Below are 18766 nucleotides of genomic sequence, written 5' to 3' on the forward strand. Positions count from 1 at the left end.
CCAAAAAAAGGATTGCCAAACAGCAGGCAATCAGCTACAGTTAAGCCAAATGAATAGCAACACGGGTGCTTGATGAAGTCAGGCTGAGATAGTGGCCCTATGCCACTGACCGTTAATCTGATCTGGATAATGCCAGCGTAGAGAATGAAGTGCCTTTCCTAGCACTAAGTTTATGCCTGCCGGTATTCGGTGGGCTTTTTTTACGTGTTCGCCTATCTCATTTACCAAAAACGTTCCAAGAAAAGGAGTCGAAAATCAGATGGCGCAAAAAGCAACAGCAAGCAAGGGGTTAAAATTAACCGATATTCTGATCACAATCGTGATCGCAGCGGTATTTGGGGTTATTTATCGCATTTGGGGGCCAGTGTACGATATGTTAAAGCCCATAGGGCTGCACGCTGACCAGCTCGGTTATGGCATGTGGTTTATGGCAGCGACCTTCGCTTTCCTCGTCATTCGCAAACCGGGGGTTGCCCTGCTGGCTGAACTCGCGGCGGCAACTATTGAAGCGTTGTTTGGCGGGTCATGGGGCCCAGCTACGCTTGTTTATGGTATTTTGCAGGGATTGGGAGCGGAACTTATCTTTGCACTCTTCCTATATCGTCGTGTGAACGTTGGCGTGACGGTTCTGGCAGCTATCGCATCCGCGGTGTTGTCTCTGTTCATTGACAGCTATTATGGGTATATTGATCAACTGACGTTCTGGAATTATTGCTTGTTTATTGGACTGCGTCTCTTGGGAAGCGCCTTGATTGCAGGCGTATTCGCTTACTATTTGGCAAGTGCGTTAGGACGCACAGGAGTACTGAATCTGATTCGACCTGTTTCGAAGAAAGATTACGACGTACTGGGGTAATGCGATGAGTGAGCGAATAGGAGTTACCAATCTTAGGCTAAAATATCCCGGAGAAGACGCCCCCCTGTTATTTCAGGGGGTTTCCTTTTCTATTGAGCCAGGGGAAAAAGTGCTGCTGCTGGGGCCAAGCGGTTCAGGCAAATCAACACTGCTTCAAGTGCTCAGCGGGATTGTCCCTGATATTATCGAAATCCCGCTGAAAGCGGAAGAAATTCGCACACCGACCAGATGGGGGTATGTTTTTCAAGACCCGGATACCCAGTTCTGCATGCCGTATGTGGATGAGGAAATTGCTTTTGTACTGGAAAATTTGCAAGTGCCGCGCGAAGAAATGCCTGCAAGGATCGCCTACTATCTCCAGTTAGTGGGGCTGGATCTGGCGGATACGCATACGTTAATCGGTCAGTTGTCCCAAGGGATGAAGCAGCGGCTGGCGATAGCGAGTGTGCTTGCGTTGGAGCCTGAGGTGCTGTTCTTGGATGAGCCGACCGCGCTTCTCGATGAGGAAGGGACCCGGCAAGTATGGGACACTATCCGCGAGATCAGCTCCGATAAGACACTGGTGATCGTGGAGCATAAAATCAGCGGAATGCTCGATCTGATTGATCGCATCATCGTGATGGCTCCAAATGGAGAGCTATTGGCGGATGGTCCTCCGCAGCAAATATTCCAGGCATATAGGAAACAGATTGCGGAATACGGCATTTGGTATCCAGGTGTCTGGGATGATTATGAACAAGCGAATGGGGGATGGGGCGCGGGCAGATCTGTAAGAACAGATGCGCAGAGCCTGCAGCCTGTCATGATCTTCCGTAATTTCGCCGGGCTTCGCGGCGGGCAGGTTAAGACCTCTGTGGATAACTTACAGGTGTATCCTGGCGATTGGATTGCCGTGATCGGCGCCAATGGCGCTGGCAAAAGCTCGCTGCTGCTAGCCATCATGCGGTTGCTCAAGACCCGTGGCGAGTGCTGGGTCGAGGGGGTTAAGGGCAGCCGAATCGAACAGCTAGCTGAGCAGATCGGCTTCGTGTTTCAGAATCCGGAATTTCAATTCGTGACGAATTCGGTGGAGGAAGAGCTGAGCTACTCCTTGCCGGAGGCAGAGCAGCCGGCTGAAGGCCAGAGCGCATCTATAGAAGCGATGCTCAGGGATTACGACCTGCTCGCGCTGCGCAAGCGGCATCCGTTCCAGCTCTCGATGGGCCAGAAGCGCAGGCTTAGCGTGGCGTCCGCGATGGTGCGCGGACCCCGCATCCTGCTGCTGGATGAGCCCACCTTCGGGCTCGATGCGCACGGTACGATGCGCATGCTGCAGCAGCTGGAACGGCTGCGCGCGGACGGTACGGTGATCGTCATGGTCACGCACGATCCGCAGATCGTAGAGCGCTGGGCGTCCCGCGTCTGGGAAGTTAAGGCTGGCTGCGTAAACGAGAAGCCAGCCAGGAAGGAGCTCCGGTCCTATGCAGCTAACCTTCGCATATAGAGAAACCTGGCTTCACCGGGTCAATCCCGGCGTGAAGCTTGTTCTGTCCATCCTTCTGTTTATTGTGGTTGTATTCACCCACAACTTGAATACGATGATGTACCTGACTTTAGGTGCATTGCTGCCGTTGGTGTTGTTCTCCGGCCACCCCGTTAAGCGGCTGCTGCTGTATGCTTCACCGTTTCTGCTTATTTTCGTATCCTCAGCTATGGGCATGATGATGTTCGGAAACGGAGAGACGCTATGGTTTCAGTGGGGCTTCATTCGCATCACAGAAGAAAGCTTCTACCGCGGCATTCACCTTGGTTTTCGAGGGACACAAGTCGCTGCCGTTGGCCTGCTTTTTAGTTTAACGACTCGGCCAGTCGCCTTATTTTATGCCATGATGCAGCAATGGAAGGTGGCGCCGAAATATGCGTACAGCTTCCTCGCCGCGATGCGGATGCTGCCGCAAATGCTCGAGGAGTTGCAAACGCTTCGCCATGCGCTGAAAGTGAGAGGGCGGCCAAAGAAGCGCAGCCCGCTCACCGCATGGTACGCGACGCTGCGGATGTATACGATCCCATTGCTGGCTCAGAGCATTCGCCGTGCTCATCGGACTGCGGTCGCGATGGAAGCGAAGCGCTTCTCCACCTCAAAGAAGAGGACGTATTATTACCGCGTATCCTACTCTTTGGCAGACTTCTATTATGTGATTTATTGGATTCTAATTGTCGTAATTGCCCATTGGGCGGGTACTGTTTGGCCCATTGTTAATGCCATAGATGTCAGATAGACGAAAAAAACCTCAACTCCACGAGTGGAATTGAGGTTTTTTTCACTTTGATTAATGCTTGAGATTCACATAGCTGGTAACTTTTTGGCCGGATGCTGTGACAGCTGTCAATTCGAAATAAGTCACATTCCCAACGACATGCACACTGCCATCGGTCACGGTTACAGTGCCTACAGCCCCGTCAGCCGCGTTGCCTTTGACATCGTTCGTGATGAAAAGAGTGCCAAGTGCAAAGTTGTATTTAGGGATTTCACTGTTTTTATAAGTAATGCCATAGTTATCGGTAATGGAGAGATCCATCGCGGTGTAGGCATCAAAAGTTGTTTCGTAGTTGCTGCCTACAAGCGCCAACGTCTTATCAATGGTCGTTGTGCCAGCTTTGATTTCTTTGGCTGTAATCGAATCTTTAGTCACAGTCACGGTAACATGAAGCTGTTTGGCATCGCCATTTCCGATTTGGACCAAGACACTAACGTCTGCAGTTCCAACTTTATTGCCAAGGACATAGCCGCGATGCGTGGTTGCGTTCAGACCTGTTTTAACAATGCTTGGATCCGAAGAATGAATGGATTGAATAATACCAGGAACTGCAACCGTATCTCCGCTAGCATCTTTTACTTTGATTTCAATTTCTTTGGCAAATTTACTGAGCGTTGGGTCTTCAGCTGTCGCTTTATCAGCAAGACCGTTAGAACCCGTTGCAGCAGCTGTCAGTCCGCTGTCAAGAACAGCAGCAAGTGTGTAGGTGCCAACAATTGAAATGTTGCCCGAATCGCTAGGGGCTGCAGCTACTTTGAAGCTAGCTGTGCCTGTTTGGATAGCGGAAGCATCAAGGCCGCCAAGCGTTACTGTGTAGTCACCGGCAGCAAGCGCCAAATCTGCCGTCAGGGTGACGGATTGCGCATCAGTGGACCATACGGCTTTGGTTGGGACAACGGTCGTGCCATTTTTCAAAACGAGTGTCGCTTTCGTCGTATCTACACTGCGGTTGAGCGTTACTTGAACGCTTTTGGTATCGGAAGCAGCCGCGGCTTTAGTGATGGAAACAAGGTTTTGCTTGTCGAAAGCTTGCTGAGCTGTGTATGAGCTCTGAACGAGATCAGCGCGAATAGCCAACTGCTCGCCAGTTTTGCCAGCAGGATGAATGCCGAGATCTGACGCTTGTTTCACAGCATCCGAATACCAAGGTGAACCCGTTGTGCTGACTTTTTTGCCTAAACCTTTGAGCAGCAGCGTATCCAGTTGACCTGTTGTTACCGAATCACCGGGTACGAATGTTGTGTCAGTCACACCATCAATAAGACCTGCTTTTTTAGCGGCTTCAATGTAAGGAATCGCCCATCCGTTTGCGGCATCATTCGCATGAACGTCGGAGAAGCTGGATACCTTAACCGTAGGATCAACTTTGATGTCATAGATAAGAGTGGCTACTTTAGCAAATTGTGCCCGAGTCATATTTTGATTGATGCCGAAAGAGTTGTCCGAAACGCCATCGAAAATGCCTTCTACCAACATGGCATCAATTTTGGCTTTCAATGCAGCATCAGTATTGGACAAGTCAGTGAAATCAGCGCTTGTTTTCGCCGCAGCAGCAGCTGGATTAGAAAGTGTTGCAGAAGCAAATAGAGAGAAAGCCATTGCGGCCGTCGCGATCATAGTCAGTTTTTTCATAGTACCTCCTGAAGTTGAATGCATTTTTGAATCTAGCAAACTATCGAGCGTGTTCTGTTGCTATAACTATACCTTGCACGATAGAGTACGTCATTGTCAAATTCTTGGCAATCTACATAGGAGAGTGCCAGCGACAAGCTGCACTGGTTGCTAAAAATATGCTGGAAAACGTAAAGCAAGCTATGCTATACTCTACAAACAGGAGATGATCAGATGAATTCGAAGATGTCTTTTCAACCATTGAATCGGCCCAAGCTGGTGGATGATGTTGTGAATCAATTGCAGAAGAAGATCTCCGAAGGCGATATTAAGCCTGGAGAGAAGATTCCAACGGAACCCGAGCTTATGCAGCAATTCGGTGTTGGCCGCTCAACCATCCGCGAAGCGGTTAGGGTGCTTGTCCATGCAGGTCTGCTTGAGAAGAAGCAGGGCTTCGGTACTTTTTTGACAGCCCAGACGGGGGTGCAGGAACCGCTGGACCATCGGCTGCGCAGAGCCGAGATTCTGGAGGTTTATGAGGTCAGGCGGATGCTGGAACTGGAGATATCCCGATTGGCTGCCGAGCGCCGCGACGAGCATGATTTGGAGCAGATGCGCCGCGCACTTGATCAACGGTTGGAAGCGTTGGAGAAAGGGGACATCAGCACGTATCTGAGCTCCGACGTGAAGTTTCATTTGTCCATTGCGATCGCCAGCAAAAACAGCGTTGTCATCGACCTGTATCGCTCTTTTACATCCGTTTTGCTGGAGACATCGCATAAATTGGTGAGCGTTCAAACAGTTCACGACCCGCAGCATCTGTTTCATGAGAGCATGTATCAAGCGATTAAAGACAAGGATGTAGCGGCAGCGGAGCAATGGACTAGGCAAAACCTAGAAGAAACGGTCAGCCAGCTTCGCAAAGTACTTAACCAGGAGTAGCTCGACTCTCCTATCATTTCAAACGTCAGATGATATGACGAAAGGGGTTTGTTCTCACATGTCCGATTCAAGTATCGCTCGCAACCAAACGGTTTACGCCATCTTATTTTCTATCAGTTTGGTGCATTTATTGAATGATGCCATTCAGTCTGTTATTCCAGCTGTCTTCCCGATCCTTCACGAATCCTTGCACCTCAGCTTTAGTCAAATCGGTTGGATCGCCTTTACGTTGAATGTGACGGCTTCCTTGTTCCAGCCCTTGATTGGTCTGTATACAGATGCCAAACCTAAGCCTTTTTTGCTGCCCGCTGGTGTATTCTTCTCGCTGATCGGTGTGATTGTTCTAGCTGTGGCTTCCTCGTTCACACAGATCATTATAGCGGTTATTCTCGTCGGACTAGGCTCCTCCGTTCTCCATCCTGAAGCGTCGCGGGTTGCTTATTTGGCTGCCGGACCCCGCCGGGGACTCGCCCAGTCGATCTTCCAAACTGGCGGCAACATCGGGCAGGCACTAGCCCCTATATTTACGGCACTGATCTTCGTGCCCTTCGGACAGTTCGGCATTATTTGGTTTTCATTTGTGGCTGCTGCCGGTATTATCGTTCAATTTTTCGTGGCCAAATGGTATCGCAAGATGGGAGCTCGTCCTGCCAAATCCAAATCCACAGGTGTTGTCAAAAAGCAACTCCCTCGCAAAATGGTTGCCTATGCCATCACGATTTTAATTATGTTATTATTTTCTAAATTCGTTTACGTTGCTAGCATGACAGGGTTTTATGCCTTCTATTTAATTGAACACAGCCAACTTTCGGTTGAAAAAGCACAGCTCTTCATTTTCACGCTGTTGGCAGCTGGAGCCGTAGGCACCTTCATGGGAGGCCCGCTGGCAGATCGTTTCGGCAGGCGGAATATGATCTGGTTCTCGATCCTTGGAACGGCACCGTTCTCCTTGCTGCTGCCCTACGCTAATTTGTTCTGGGCAGGTGTGCTTTGTGCATGTATTGGTTTTATTTTGTTATCCGGCTTCTCGGTTATTGTCGTGTATGCGCAAGAATTGCTGCCTGGCAAGGTGGGGACGGTGTCGGGTCTGTTTTTCGGCTTAGCTTTTGGCTTAGGCGGGATTGGATCGGCTGTGCTTGGCACGTTGGCGGACGCAACCAGCATTTCTTTCGTCATTAAACTGTGTGCTTTCCTGCCGTTAATCGGACTGTTGGCGGTATTCCTTCCAACTGATAAAAAGCTGAATCTGCAAGAAGCTGAACTGCCGCAAGCAACCGTTAGCGCCTAATATGCGAAGGAGAGAACCGCTATGCTTCCCATAATTGAAATGAACAAAGTCTCTTGGTTCCGCGAAAATAAAACGATTTTGAACCAAGTCGATTGGCAGGTATCCCACGGAGAGCATTGGGCTGTGCTGGGGTTGAATGGTTCAGGCAAAACAACGCTGCTCAATATGATTAATGGCTATATCTGGCCGAGTGAAGGGCATATGTCCGTGTTGGGGCATCCCTTCGGAACGGTAGATTTAAGGGATCTGCGCAAATCGATCGGTTGGGTAAGCTCCTCTTTGCAGGAGAAGTTGTACGCCTCTGACAAAACACAGCACGTTGTTATCAGCGGCAAGCATGCTTCCATAGGGCTTTATGAAAAGCCCAGCGAGGAGGACTTCGAACAGGCTAAGCAGTTGATGCAGCGTCTATCCTGCTTCCATTTATACGATCGCACGTACCAGTCCTGCTCCCAAGGGGAGAAGCAGAAGGTGCTGATTGCCAGAGCATTAATGGCTGCGCCCAAATTGTTGATTTTGGATGAGGCGACGAATGGTCTCGATTTTCTATCGCGGGAAGCTTTGTTGGCGAGTGTAAATGAGCTGGCTCAAGGTCCGGATGCTCCTACTTTGCTATTCGTGACGCACCATATTGAAGAAATTCTTCCGGTCTTTAATCAATCGTTGTTGATTCGCCGCGGCGAGGTGTTTGCCAAAGGGGCTTCACGTGATGTGTTGACAAGCGAGGGCTTGTCGTCCTTTTTTGAGACACAGGTTGAGGTGAATTGGCAGAGTGAGCGTCCATGGCTTTCCATTCCGAATAAGGCTTGAATAAGGTTTGCACAAGGCAAGAGGTCGTGCAACAATAGAGGAAGATCAAGTTGAAGGAGTGGAAAGAAACATGGATATAAAAGAAGCGATTCGCGATCGACGCAGCATGGGGAAGGTGAAGCAGGAATCCATCGACAAGGCGTTGATCGAAGAAATTCTGGAGGCAGGCACATGGGCGCCCAACCATTGCCATACAGAGCCATGGCGCTTCTGGGTCTTGACGGGAGATGGCAGAGGTTTGCTCGGCCAAGGATATGCCGCAGTGGCATTAGCTGAAGCGGACCCGGCGCTCACAGAGGACGAACTTGCGAAGCTGAAAAGCATCAGCGAGAAGAAAGCGTTCCGTGCTCCCGTTGTTATCGCAGTTGCGGTTACACCGTCAGAAACGCCAATCATTCCTGTTATTGAGGAATACGGAGCTGCACATGCTGCGGTACAGAATATGTTGTTAACCGCTCACGCCTTGGGCCTCGGAGCGATCTGGCGGTCAGGTGCCCCAATGTATCATGCCAAAATGAAAGAGACGTTCGGTCTCGCCCACCAGGAGGAACTTGTCGCTCTGATCTATCTCGGTTATCCAGATGTGGATGCTCCCACATCGAAGCGCGTGCCGTTCGCCGAGAAGACGATCTGGGTGAGTGAATAGCTTACAAAAAAAAGACTGTTAATCACGTCGCATGGATGTGATTAACAGTCTTTTTGCTTTATTTTTTGAGCGCAACCGCAACCTTCGCGGCGGTTTCTGCATTGTGATAAACAAGCGCGATGTTCGTTTCCAAGCTGCGGCCTTCGGTGAGCTGTTTGATGCGCGCTAGCAGGAATGGCGTGACCTTCTTGCCGGTCACGTTTTGCTCTTTGGCCTCAGTCAGCGCCTGCTGAATGACGCCTTCGATTTCCAGATGGTTCATCGCGGATTCCGCGGGAACCGGGTTGGCAATGATGGCGCCGCCGGCGATGCCCAGCTCCCACTTCGTGCGGAGCATAGCTGCCACGTCCGCTGCATCATCAAGGCGGAAGTCTACGCCGTAGCCGCTTTCGCGTGCGTAGAAGGAAGGGAATTCGCTCGTTTGGTAACCAACCACGGGAACGCCGTGAGTTTCCAAATATTCGAGCGTCCGGCCAATATCAAGAATCGACTTCACGCCTGCGCAGACAACGGCTACGTTCGTCTGTGCCAGCTCGGTCAAATCGGCGGAGACGTCCATGGATACTTCACCTTCACGGTGAACGCCGCCGATACCGCCCGTTGCGAACACTTCGATGCCCGCAAGCGCTGCGCCAATCATCGTAGCTGCTACCGTAGTCGCACCGATCTTGCCAGAGGACAAGATATAGCCGAAGTCGCGGCGGCTGACTTTTTCAACTTGACCATTTGTCGCAAAAGCTTCAAGCTCTTGCTCATTCAAGCCAATTTTGATCTTGCCGTCCATGATGCCGATCGTTGCCGGGACAGCGCCGTTGTCGCGAATAATTTGTTCCACTTTTCTTGCCATTTCAATATTTTGCGGGTAAGGCATGCCGTGAGAAATGATTGTCGTTTCAAGGGCAACGACCGGTTTATTAGCAGCTAAAGCTTCTTTGACTTCATCAGTGAACGTTAAATAGGATGTATTCAGCATAGGGATTAGTCTCCTTTAGTTATCGAATTGTGGACTTGTTGGAGCCGGTCTTCGGTTAAATCGCTAGCGACGGACTGCGTTGTTTGCAAAGTAATATGAGAAGCAGACAAGCCGTAGGAGCAAGAATCCATGTAAGAATGCTCCTGCATGATTCCGTAGGCGAGACCTGCGACGAAGGCATCGCCTGCGCCTGTAACTTCGACGACCTTGGTCGGAAGGGGCGAGAAGAGCTTGTCGCCTTCCTCACCGACATAGAGCACGCCTTCAATACCAAGTGTAATGAAGACATGCTGGACGCCGCGCTTGCGAATCGCTTCGGCCAGCATCCGATAATCGGAAGTTTCGCCAACGGGAATGCCTGCTAATTGATAAGCTTCTTCGAGATTGGGAAATATAGCGTTAACTCCTTGCAGCTGCAGGGGCAGCTTCTTGGCCTTCTCCGAAGACACGGGGTCGATGAATAAGGTGACCCCTTCTTCATGGCAGCGCTCAATCAATTCGCCTAATGTATCGGCAGGTAGATTGGTATCGGCAATAATCAGCCTTGAGGCAGCCATATGCGGCCATTTGTCCCTAAGCAGGGCAGGTGTGCATTTATCATAAATATCCATGTTGGCAAAAGCCAAATACATCTCGCCTGTGGCATCGAGCAATGCGGTGTAACTCCCCGTGCTCTCGCCTTGAAGGGTAACGGCTTGACTAACGTCAACGCCGCGTTGGCGTGTTGCATCCAACACCCATTGTCCGGCTTTGTCGTCACCGACAACGGTGAGAAGAGAGACCTGACAAGCGAGCCCAGCGAGTGACTCCGCGATATTGCGCGCGACACCGCCGCAGGATTCGCTCACGGTTACCGGGTTGGACGAGGCCAAACGGATTGGCGCTTTGCTTACCGCCTTGCTATCCAGGTTAGCTCCGCCAATACACATGATTGTACGTGCTTCAGAGGTGACATAAGCGCGTCCGCGGATCGTTCCTTTCTTGGTTAACGCCGCGATATATCCAGCTACGGCTGATCGGGAAATGCCGATGATATTGGCCATTTCATGCTGGGAAATGAATGGATTTTGGCGGATAAGCGCTAGAATTTGCTGTTCACGATCCATGAAATAGCTCCTTTCCATCGAGTACCTACCTGTATCATAAACCATTCACAAACAAAAGTCTAGTGTACAGACAAATGTTTATTGTGTGGATGAAGGATAAAAAAGAGCCACTCCCCATAAGGGAGCAGCTCCTGTGACGATACTTTGGTATTTAGTCGGAAGGCGGTGATTCCGAGCGTCTGCTGAGCCCTAACATGCCGAGTAGACCGAGCAGCCCTAAGTAATTCCACCCTGACCAAGCCTTCTTGTGAGTAATATCCAAGTTCTGATCCTGGGCACTTAAAGCTTTGAATGACGTCGGCGGCGTAAGCCCATAAGCCGCAGCATGGTTAGTCAAGTTATTCCTTGTTTGCCAATTGACGTCTGCACCAGGCATCCCGAATGGATTGGTGTGAAAAAAAGTAGGCGAGCCTTGCTTGGCCGTTTCCCAATTGGCTGGCTGAGCCATCATTTGCTGGTTGCGGGAATGCTTCCGATACTGGTGCGCCCCAAGCAGTGTCGTTATGCATAGAAAAGAAATCAAAGCTAGTTTCATAGAACGGGAAAGCATGATCCATACCTCCAGGCACTTGATGAATAGTGTTTTCTGTAAATGCAGGTAAGGATATATTCTCCTATGTACGAATTTGTATGCACGAAGAAGAAATTCCTGTCTTATCTAAAGAAAAAACCGCTGCTTCCCAGGAAGGAAACAACGGTTTGGCTGAGCTTATTTCGTAACCGTTACCTGAACGGTTGTTCTCATGTTGGAGTAGGTGACCGTAATGCGGGCGGACCCTTTACCGGTTGCGCGGATAACGCCATCTTTCACATCAGCAATCATAATGTTGGAAGAGGTCCAAAGCGCTGGCTTGGTGACATCTTCTTCCGATCCGTCTGTGTAAGTAGCAATAGCTTCAATTGTAGCTGTTTTGCCTTCTTGAAGCTCAACTTTGACGACATCCGTTTTCAAATATTTCAGAGAATCGATCTCTACAGGAATCGCGATTGTTTTGCCGCCAAACGATCCAGTAATGGTCGTTTTGCCAGATGCTGTTGCGGTGAATAGTCCGTTCACAACAGTTCCTAATTTGTAAGAAGACACTTTCCATGTAGCCGTTGAGGTGACATCTTTAATGGTCCCATCGGCCAATGTCGCTGTCAGCTTCAGTTGGACTTGATCCCCGCTTTTGGTAACGAAGAAAGATTTATCAGCCACAAGTGCTTGAATCACACCGATTTCCACCGGAATCGTAACCGTTTTGCCGCCATAGACAGCTGTGATGGTTGCTTTCCCGCGAGAAACGGAGGTTACAACCCCTTTGGAAACGGTGGCAATTGCACTGTTGCTCGTTTTCCATTCTGCCTCATTCGTAACTGTGCGCTTTGCGCCGTCTAGATCTGTAGCGGTTAGAGTGATGGTTCTCGTTTCGTTAAGGTCAAATACTAGCGATGTTACATTTGCTGAAAGATCAGAGGCCATATCAACCTGAACAGGAATGGTAACTGTTTTATTATCTAGTTGAGCTGTCAGCGTAGTTTCGCCCGAAGCGATTGCTTTCACTTTGCCGGCATCAACTGTAGCCGCTTTGACATTGCTGCTTGTCCAGATAACATCGGAAGTTGCATCTTTCGTTGTCTCATCGGTGTATACAGCAGTTGCTTTTAAAGTAACCGCATCGCCTTTTTTCATCACCAGTTTTTCTTGGTTGACTGTTAAGCTTTTGAGAACACCAACGGATACTTGAATGACTGCTGTACGAGTGCCGTATTTGGCTGTGATGGTTGCTGCGCCTGTCGCTAAACCGGAAATTTCTCCGGAGCGAGCTTCAGCGATATCTTTGGAGCTTGTTGACCACTCCGCCTTGGAAGTGACATCAACAGAGCCACGGCCATCTTTGAAATCGGCCATCAGAACAATGGATTCAGACCCGCCAATTTGTAAATTTACGATTTTCTTGCTGGGCTTGATGATCGTCGGAATATCGACTTCAACTTTGGTTGTCGTTGTTTTGCCGCCGTAGGTTGCGGTAATCGTGGCGGTACCGGATTTGTATGTAGTGACTGTACCTTTGCTTACAAAAGCAACTTTATCATCATCCACTGTCCAGACAGCGCCATCCGTCACCGGCCCGCTTGTTCCATCCGCATAAGTAGCGGTCAGAATAAGCGTTTGGGAATCACCGGCTTTTAGAGATATCGAATCTGTGTTAACAACAAGTCGGCGCGGAACTTCTACGTCAATGTTGGCTGTCACGACTTTCTCGCCATATTTGGCAGAAATCGTTGCTTCCCCGGTAGCTATTGCGGAGATCTTTCCTTTGGACACTTGCACAATGTTAGCATCACTGGAAGACCATTCGGCACGGTCTGTAAAATCTTCCGTGCTTCCGTTGGCATAGGTCGCTGTTAACTTCAGCGTATCTGTCGTATTTTTTTTCATTAGTACATTTTTCTTGTCTAAATCGATTTTCAGCGTACTGTCCACATCCACTTTGATCGTCGTGGACTTCGTACCATAGGTAGCAGTTAAGTTTGCCGTTCCAACACTGTAGCCTTTCACTGTGCCCTTGATCGCATCAGCTACGCTGGCTTTGTCTGTGGTCCATACAGCTTTCTCGGATACGTCGTCGAAAGTACCGTCTGGGTAGGTGGCTATCAGCTTAACTTTCTCTGTTCCATTCAACAGCAAGGAGACTTCTGGTTTCTCAGCATCAATACGTCTTACTACTTCAACATCAACAGGCAGTGTCAACGTTTGATTCATATACTTGATTGTCACAGTTGCGCTGCCGGGATTCTGTCCTTTCACTAATCCGTTCGTTACGGTAACGATGGAGCTTGCATCTACGGTGTAATCGGCCTTGCTCGTTACAACCTCAGAGGAGCCGTCATCATAATAAGCGGTAATGATAAGTTGATCACTTGCATTCAAGCGGAGGTCCATAGAGGACTTGTTTTTAGTTAATGACTTGACCTTCTTGCTAACCGTAACGTTAACAATCTCGGTTTTGCCCATATACGTAGCAGTAATGACTGCTGTACCTTCTTTCTTAGCTGTTACAACGCCTGCATAGACGGAAGCTACGTCTGTCGTACCGGAATTCCAGTCCGTTTTGACGGTAGCATTCTCTGTAGTTCCACTTACGAAAATAGCGGTTGCCGTTAAATTCGCAGTATCTCCAACTTGCAAGGCAAGCTCGTTCTTATTCAGGACAAGCTTGGAAATTGATTCAGCAGCCAATGCAATTCCTGTAAATAAAGTTTGACTCGCTAGGGCGAAAATGATGAGCATCGAAAACCACTTACTATATCTAGACTTCGACTTCACGCTTTGTTACCTCCTGTTGTTCCTTTATTTAAGTAATTACAAATGAAAAATTTGGAACAGTTATTTATATTTATCGGTTTGCAAGGGCCGAAAATGAATAGATACCATAAGAAATCGCTGCATTTAACGAGTTAAGAATAGGTAAATACGACGTTCAATAAAGCAACTTAACACAATAAAAAACAAATAAAAAAAACTTAATTAACTTGTATTTAATCCGTTCTTTACAAATCTCTGTTATAGTTGACCTATCTGGTAGGTTTTTACATAGAGAGGGAGAGGGAGAAAAATAATGAGAGTATTTCAGGTTAACAGGCTAGCAGCAGATATGAGGATAAGCCATAAAATATTGACCCTAAATGTCGTGGCGGTTATTTTTCTTGTGCTCTTAACGGCGACCAGCTTCTTTTTTCTACGGGATATGAATCATAATGCGGAAAAGATGTATGAAGACGATTATTTGCCTACGACTTGGATCAATAAAGCAGAGAGCAATGTACATACGATGAATGATCGATTATTAGAATATATTCTGGCACCGGACCCCCACTATAAGGAAGTGTTGGATAATGAAATGAGCAAAATCCGCAGCCATACGAATCTGCTGCTGGATGATTATGAGAAGTCCTTAGGTGGTGAGCCTGTAGGCGAGCTATGGATGTCCAAGCTGAAAAAAGCGTTGCTCAGTTACGAGGAAGATCAGAAAAAAGTGAAGAGTTTATCAGCAGCCGGGCAGGATAAAGAGGCCTACCAGTACTATAAGACTCATATAAAAAGTACGATGGAAGACATCAGCGGTTATATTGAAAGTTTGCAGCAGGATCGTCTGGAAACCTCAGGAGCGCTGAATAAAGAGCGAATTTCGCAATACAGCCGTTTGATATGGACTTTGATCCTCTCATCGCTTGCAGCCATTGTTGTCTTTTACTTTTTCGGCCGATGGATAGCATCGCTGATCGTTAAGCCGCTGAGGGCAATGCAAGTGCTTATGGCCGAAGCCGAGACGGGCAATCTGTCCCAGCAGGCAACGCACGATCTTGCCAAGGATGAAGTCGGCATGCTCCATCGATCTTTCCAGGCGATGCTGTTCAGCCTGCGAGCCTTCATTGGAGATGTGCAGCGGGGAGCGCATGTGCTAGCCAGGCAAGCCGAACAGTTTGCCGGGAATGCGGAGCAAAGCAAGCTGGCGGCGGAGACGATAGCGGTATCGACCGATGTGCTGTCTCATAGCATACAAAAGCAAGTAGCTACAGTAACGGAGACGCTAACGACCATTCAGGCTATGAAGGGGGAGTTAGCGGTCATTCACGGGGACAGCCTCCATATGGCGCAGCTGGCAGAGGAGGCGACGGATAGTTCCCGCGCCGGAATGGAATCCGTTCAGACGATGAAGGAACGAATCGGTCTTGTATTCAATCAGGTCTCAGCGGCTGGGACGATCGTGGATGAACTTCGTTACAGCTGTGGACAAATCAGCTCGATTACTGAGGTAATCGCGGAGATTGCAGAGCAGACGAACCTGCTTGCATTGAATGCTGCGATTGAAGCAGCCAGGGCGGGGGATAGCGGTAGAGGGTTCAATATCGTAGCAGGTGAGGTCCGCAAGCTGTCTGGACAAACCAACGAAGCAGCGAAACAAATCGCTATTCTCCTGCATGAGATCGAGCGGAAAGCGAGAGACGTTGATAGTGTCATGAAGCAAGGGATGAAGCTGACGGAAGATGGCGTAGCCGCCTCTTCGCAGGTGAATGATTCACTGGTCTTCATGCAGGATGCTTTCAGCGGCGTTTCAAGAAAGGTCGAAGTGGTGGGTGCGGCGATCACGCATGTGGCGACCCGCAGCGATGAGGTCGTTGCCTTTATGGAAAACGTGACTGTATCTGCACAGAAGGGAGCGTCTTCCAGTCAAGATTCGGCTGCGGCCAACGAAGAGCAATTGGCGATGATGGAGGAAATTTCTTTCTCCTCCAAGAGTTTGTTCGATATGGCCGAGCAGCTTCAGCAGGCGGTTGGTCGATTCCGTGTCGAATAGAAAGCATAAGGGAAACAAGACATCCTACACCGACTTTTTTCTTTGATGAGAATCGGCACTGGCAGAATGAGATCCTCTAGCCTGGCTATCGCGCGGAGATAGGGAACATTAAGCCGTGATACTAGTAAAATGTGTCCTGATAACGAGTTTGAGGGAACTACAGTGCGCTATAATGCTGAAAACCGCTATATTCCGCTTCAAAGGGAACTACGATCCGCTATTTCACCATTTCCCGGCTGGAATTGGTAAGTTCCGCATAAATAGGGGATCTCAGTTCCCTTTCATGCTGCGTTTACCCCAGTTCCTGCCATTTAGCGGATCATAGTTCCTTTTCACACGACGCTCTCTGTCATTGCACAGTCCAAAGAGGACTAGGATCCGCTATATTGCTGAAAACATCTAATGAACTGTAGGAGCCTTATAGACCGGAAAATGGCTACTTTGGCGATATAATGAACTGGATTAACGCTATCGTGCGAATTTTAGGCGGAAAGGTGATCACTTGTTTGAAATAGGGCATCAGGGATCCATTAAAATTTCAGAATGAGCGATTTTGACCGAATAAAGGATATTGGGTTCGTTAGGGGGGCTTGGGTTTGCCTCAAGGTGCATGGATTGGATGACCTAGCGCAGGCTGGGTTTTTCTTATGGGCGTTTCACGACATTGAAATGCTCTTCCAGCAGCAGCCAGTTTTGCGGGAATTTAAGACCGAGTTTCCAATAGCTGATGCCGCGCAAGCCAAGCTCTTTAAGTAAACGGAATTTGGCTTGAATGGAGCGGGCATCTTCAAACCAGACAGTATGCTCTTTGCCATTATCATCCCAGTAGTTGAAATGGGGCGCTTGTGCCGTGTAATCATACAAGATCTGCGAGTTGAATCTGCGGGCAAGCTGGATAGCTGCCTGTGGCGAGACAGCTTTGGCGAATTCGCCGCCTTTGACGAAGGGCAGCGTCCAGTCGTAGCCATACAGATTTTGACCCATCATGATCTTGGAGGCGGGCATTTCGGTAATCGCGTATTCGAGCACTTTGCGGACGGGGCCAATCGGCGATACGGCCATTGGCGGGCCACCGCTGTAGCCCCATTCATAGGTCATAATGACGACGAAATCGGCAATCTGACCATGCGCTCTGTAATCGTGAGCAGAGTACCACTCGCCGGCTTGCGCAGCACTGGTCTTGGGCGCCAGGGCGGTGGACATCAGGTAGCCTTGTTGATGAATCTGACCCGCTGCTTTGCGCAGGAACCGGGTATAGGCATCGCGGTCATCGGGATACAGATGCTCGATATCAAAGTGGATATCCCTGAAGCCATATTGTCTTGCCGTCGTTTGGATCGTCTGGAGCAGACGGTTTTGGATGGCTTCATCCGTTAGGAAGAGATGGCCCAGCTCAGCGCTGAACTGATCATTCTCCAAGTTGGTTACAACCATCATCAACGTAACGTTATACTGCTTGGCAATGGCACCCAGATCATCTAATGGGGGAACTTGCAGCGTACCATCGCGCTTGATGCGGAAGCTGAAGGGGGCCAGGTACGTTAGATGAGGGGCCGCTTCCTTAGCAGACTGAATCAAGTTGGGCGCTACATCGGTGCCTCGGGGTTCCAGATAAGCATTCACCTCAGCTTGTGTACGCGGAGTTGGGGGGATATACAAGCGAAAGCCGACGGGAAGCGGCTGGTAGACGGTAATGCCATTCATCTTAGCCAGGTTCTGTAGATCGAGTCCGAGTTTGTTGGCAATCAGATAGAGACTTTCGCCGGACTGAACCCAATAATACGAGCCTGCAATCGGAATAACCAGTGCCTGTCCGATAACCAGTGATTGACTGGGCGTCATCTCATTGGCGTCTGCGATGGCGTCTGCCGATACACCATATACCTGCGAAAGGCGATACAACGTCTGTCCTCTCTGGACTACGTGAATTTGCATGGGAGTTCCTCACTTTCTTCGTAAGCAAAGGATTGCATCCGAGCCTACTTTTTCTTTTACCATATTCGAAAGGGCCGCTCTGGGTGTATGTCTAGGGAAACTAATTTATCGATGTATATCTTGCTTGGGAAAGAAGATACTACAACAATTGGAAATCAATTCATAAGGAAGCTGTCCATGAGACCCAAACCACGTCGTCAAATCGCTTTTCTTAGCTTAGTAGGCATTACTCAACTCCATTTGCGCAATCCGCTCATCATCACCTGGTGGTCTGCCGCTTTCCCCGGATTCGGTCATTTGCTCTTATCTAAATATTTGCGTGGTTTTATTCTAATTGGGTGGGAAATGTTTATTAATAGTCAAATGCATCTGAATGAAGCGATGGTCTACACGTTTATAGGTCAATTTGAGCAAGCCACTGAAGTGATGCAAATTCGATGGATGTCGCTCTACGCGCCTGTTTATTTATTCGCCATCTATGACAGTTACCGGACAAGCATTGATTTAAATCATCAATATATTCTGGCCAAGAGGGAAAATGCTCCGATCGCGCCGTTTAAGATGGGCATCATAGAAATCAACTATCTGGATAAGCGCTCACCATCGATGGCGGTTGTCTGGTCATTGCTGATGCCAGGCATGGGACAATTGTTTACCCATCGTATTCTGAATGCTTTCTTTGTTCTGGGGAATTGGATTTTAGTTTGTTACTGGTCGCATTTGCTTGAAGGCATTCACTATTTGCTGCTGGGCGATTTAGCGCGTTCAGCGAAAGAAGTTAATAAGCACTGGTTCTTATTCCTGCCATCTATTTATGCTTTCGCTGCCTATGATGCTTATGTGACTACGGTTGAATACAACAAGTTATTTGATCATGAGCAAGCTAATCTGTTAAAGGCGGAGTATCAAGATCAACGATTCGTATTTCCGCGATCTCCATCTCGTAAAGGAGGGTGAAAT

Annotated in this window: 15 protein-coding genes and 1 riboswitch; of the genes, 9 read left to right on the top strand and 6 right to left on the bottom strand. The window is 48.9% G+C overall.

Annotation, left to right across the window (positions count from 1 at the left end):
- The first annotated feature begins 51 nt into the window (after positions 1-51).
- Positions 52-161, top strand: a riboswitch (TPP riboswitch).
- 98 nt (positions 162-259) lie between these two features.
- The 3 genes from LOZ80_RS33235 to LOZ80_RS33245 are packed head-to-tail and all read left to right on the top strand — an operon-like array spanning position 260 to position 3114.
- Complete coding sequence (locus tag LOZ80_RS33235; protein WP_189012546.1) at positions 260-856, top strand: ECF transporter S component; 597 nt, start codon at positions 260-262, stop codon at positions 854-856.
- A 4-nt stretch (positions 857-860) separates the two neighbouring features.
- Positions 861-2339 carry an ABC transporter ATP-binding protein gene (locus LOZ80_RS33240; RefSeq protein WP_238168529.1) on the top strand — a complete coding sequence of 493 codons (1479 nt, stop codon included), beginning with the start codon at positions 861-863 and terminating at the stop codon, positions 2337-2339.
- Positions 2317-3114 (top strand): energy-coupling factor transporter transmembrane component T family protein, encoded by a 798-nt coding sequence (locus LOZ80_RS33245; protein ID WP_238168530.1) that lies wholly within the window; start codon positions 2317-2319, stop codon positions 3112-3114. The genes LOZ80_RS33240 and LOZ80_RS33245 overlap by 23 nt, the downstream gene beginning before the upstream one ends.
- A gap of 51 nt (positions 3115-3165) precedes the next feature.
- Here the strand turns inward: LOZ80_RS33245 and LOZ80_RS33250 are convergent, their stop codons facing one another.
- Positions 3166-4785 (bottom strand): S-layer homology domain-containing protein, encoded by a 1620-nt coding sequence (locus tag LOZ80_RS33250; protein ID WP_238168531.1) that lies wholly within the window; start codon positions 4783-4785, stop codon positions 3166-3168.
- Positions 4786-4998: 213 nt separating this feature from the next.
- Here LOZ80_RS33250 and LOZ80_RS33255 point away from each other — a divergent pair, with 213 nt between their 5' ends.
- The 4 genes from LOZ80_RS33255 (at position 4999) to LOZ80_RS33270 (ending at position 8450) form a co-directional block, all read left to right on the top strand.
- Positions 4999-5706, top strand: a complete 708-nt coding sequence (locus LOZ80_RS33255; protein ID WP_238168532.1) for a FadR/GntR family transcriptional regulator — start codon at positions 4999-5001, stop codon at positions 5704-5706.
- A 58-nt stretch (positions 5707-5764) separates the two neighbouring features.
- Positions 5765-6994, top strand: a complete 1230-nt coding sequence (locus LOZ80_RS33260) for an MFS transporter (RefSeq protein ID WP_238168533.1) — start codon at positions 5765-5767, stop codon at positions 6992-6994.
- A 21-nt stretch (positions 6995-7015) separates the two neighbouring features.
- A complete protein-coding gene (locus LOZ80_RS33265) occupies positions 7016-7804 on the top strand; it encodes an ABC transporter ATP-binding protein (protein ID WP_238168534.1) in 789 nt (262 codons plus the stop codon).
- Positions 7805-7874: 70 nt separating this feature from the next.
- On the top strand, positions 7875-8450 hold the full coding sequence (locus tag LOZ80_RS33270; protein WP_238168535.1) for a nitroreductase family protein: 576 nt from the start codon (positions 7875-7877) through the stop codon (positions 8448-8450).
- A 58-nt stretch (positions 8451-8508) separates the two neighbouring features.
- Here LOZ80_RS33270 and LOZ80_RS33275 read toward each other — a convergent pair whose 3' ends face one another.
- The 4 genes from LOZ80_RS33275 to LOZ80_RS33290 form a co-directional block, all read right to left on the bottom strand.
- The gene (locus LOZ80_RS33275) at positions 8509-9423 is read right to left on the bottom strand and encodes a pseudouridine-5'-phosphate glycosidase (RefSeq protein WP_238168536.1); all 915 of its coding nucleotides are present in this window, start codon (positions 9421-9423) and stop codon (positions 8509-8511) included.
- Between the two features lie 5 nt (positions 9424-9428).
- On the bottom strand, positions 9429-10529 hold the full coding sequence (locus tag LOZ80_RS33280; protein WP_238168537.1) for a carbohydrate kinase: 1101 nt from the start codon (positions 10527-10529) through the stop codon (positions 9429-9431).
- 151 nt (positions 10530-10680) lie between these two features.
- Complete coding sequence (locus tag LOZ80_RS33285) at positions 10681-11079, bottom strand: hypothetical protein (protein WP_238168538.1); 399 nt, start codon at positions 11077-11079, stop codon at positions 10681-10683.
- Positions 11080-11238: 159 nt separating this feature from the next.
- Positions 11239-13839, bottom strand: coding sequence for an Ig-like domain-containing protein (locus LOZ80_RS33290; RefSeq protein ID WP_238168539.1), 2601 nt, complete (start codon positions 13837-13839; stop codon positions 11239-11241).
- Positions 13840-14131: 292 nt separating this feature from the next.
- Between LOZ80_RS33290 and LOZ80_RS33295 the strand changes: the two genes are divergently transcribed.
- Positions 14132-15871 carry a methyl-accepting chemotaxis protein gene (locus tag LOZ80_RS33295; protein ID WP_238168540.1) on the top strand — a complete coding sequence of 580 codons (1740 nt, stop codon included), beginning with the start codon at positions 14132-14134 and terminating at the stop codon, positions 15869-15871.
- Between the two features lie 645 nt (positions 15872-16516).
- Here the strand turns inward: LOZ80_RS33295 and LOZ80_RS33300 are convergent.
- Entirely contained in the window at positions 16517-17806 is a 1290-nt protein-coding gene (locus tag LOZ80_RS33300) for a glycoside hydrolase family 18 protein (RefSeq protein ID WP_238168541.1), read from the bottom strand.
- A 177-nt stretch (positions 17807-17983) separates the two neighbouring features.
- Here LOZ80_RS33300 and LOZ80_RS33305 point away from each other — a divergent pair, with 177 nt between their 5' ends.
- Positions 17984-18763 carry a hypothetical protein gene (locus LOZ80_RS33305; RefSeq protein ID WP_238168542.1) on the top strand — a complete coding sequence of 260 codons (780 nt, stop codon included), beginning with the start codon at positions 17984-17986 and terminating at the stop codon, positions 18761-18763.
- Positions 18764-18766: the final 3 nt, after the last annotated feature.

The sequence above is a fragment of the Paenibacillus sp. HWE-109 genome (genome assembly GCF_022163125.1).
In the GTDB taxonomy this organism is placed as follows: Bacteria; Bacillota; Bacilli; order Paenibacillales; family NBRC-103111; genus Paenibacillus_E.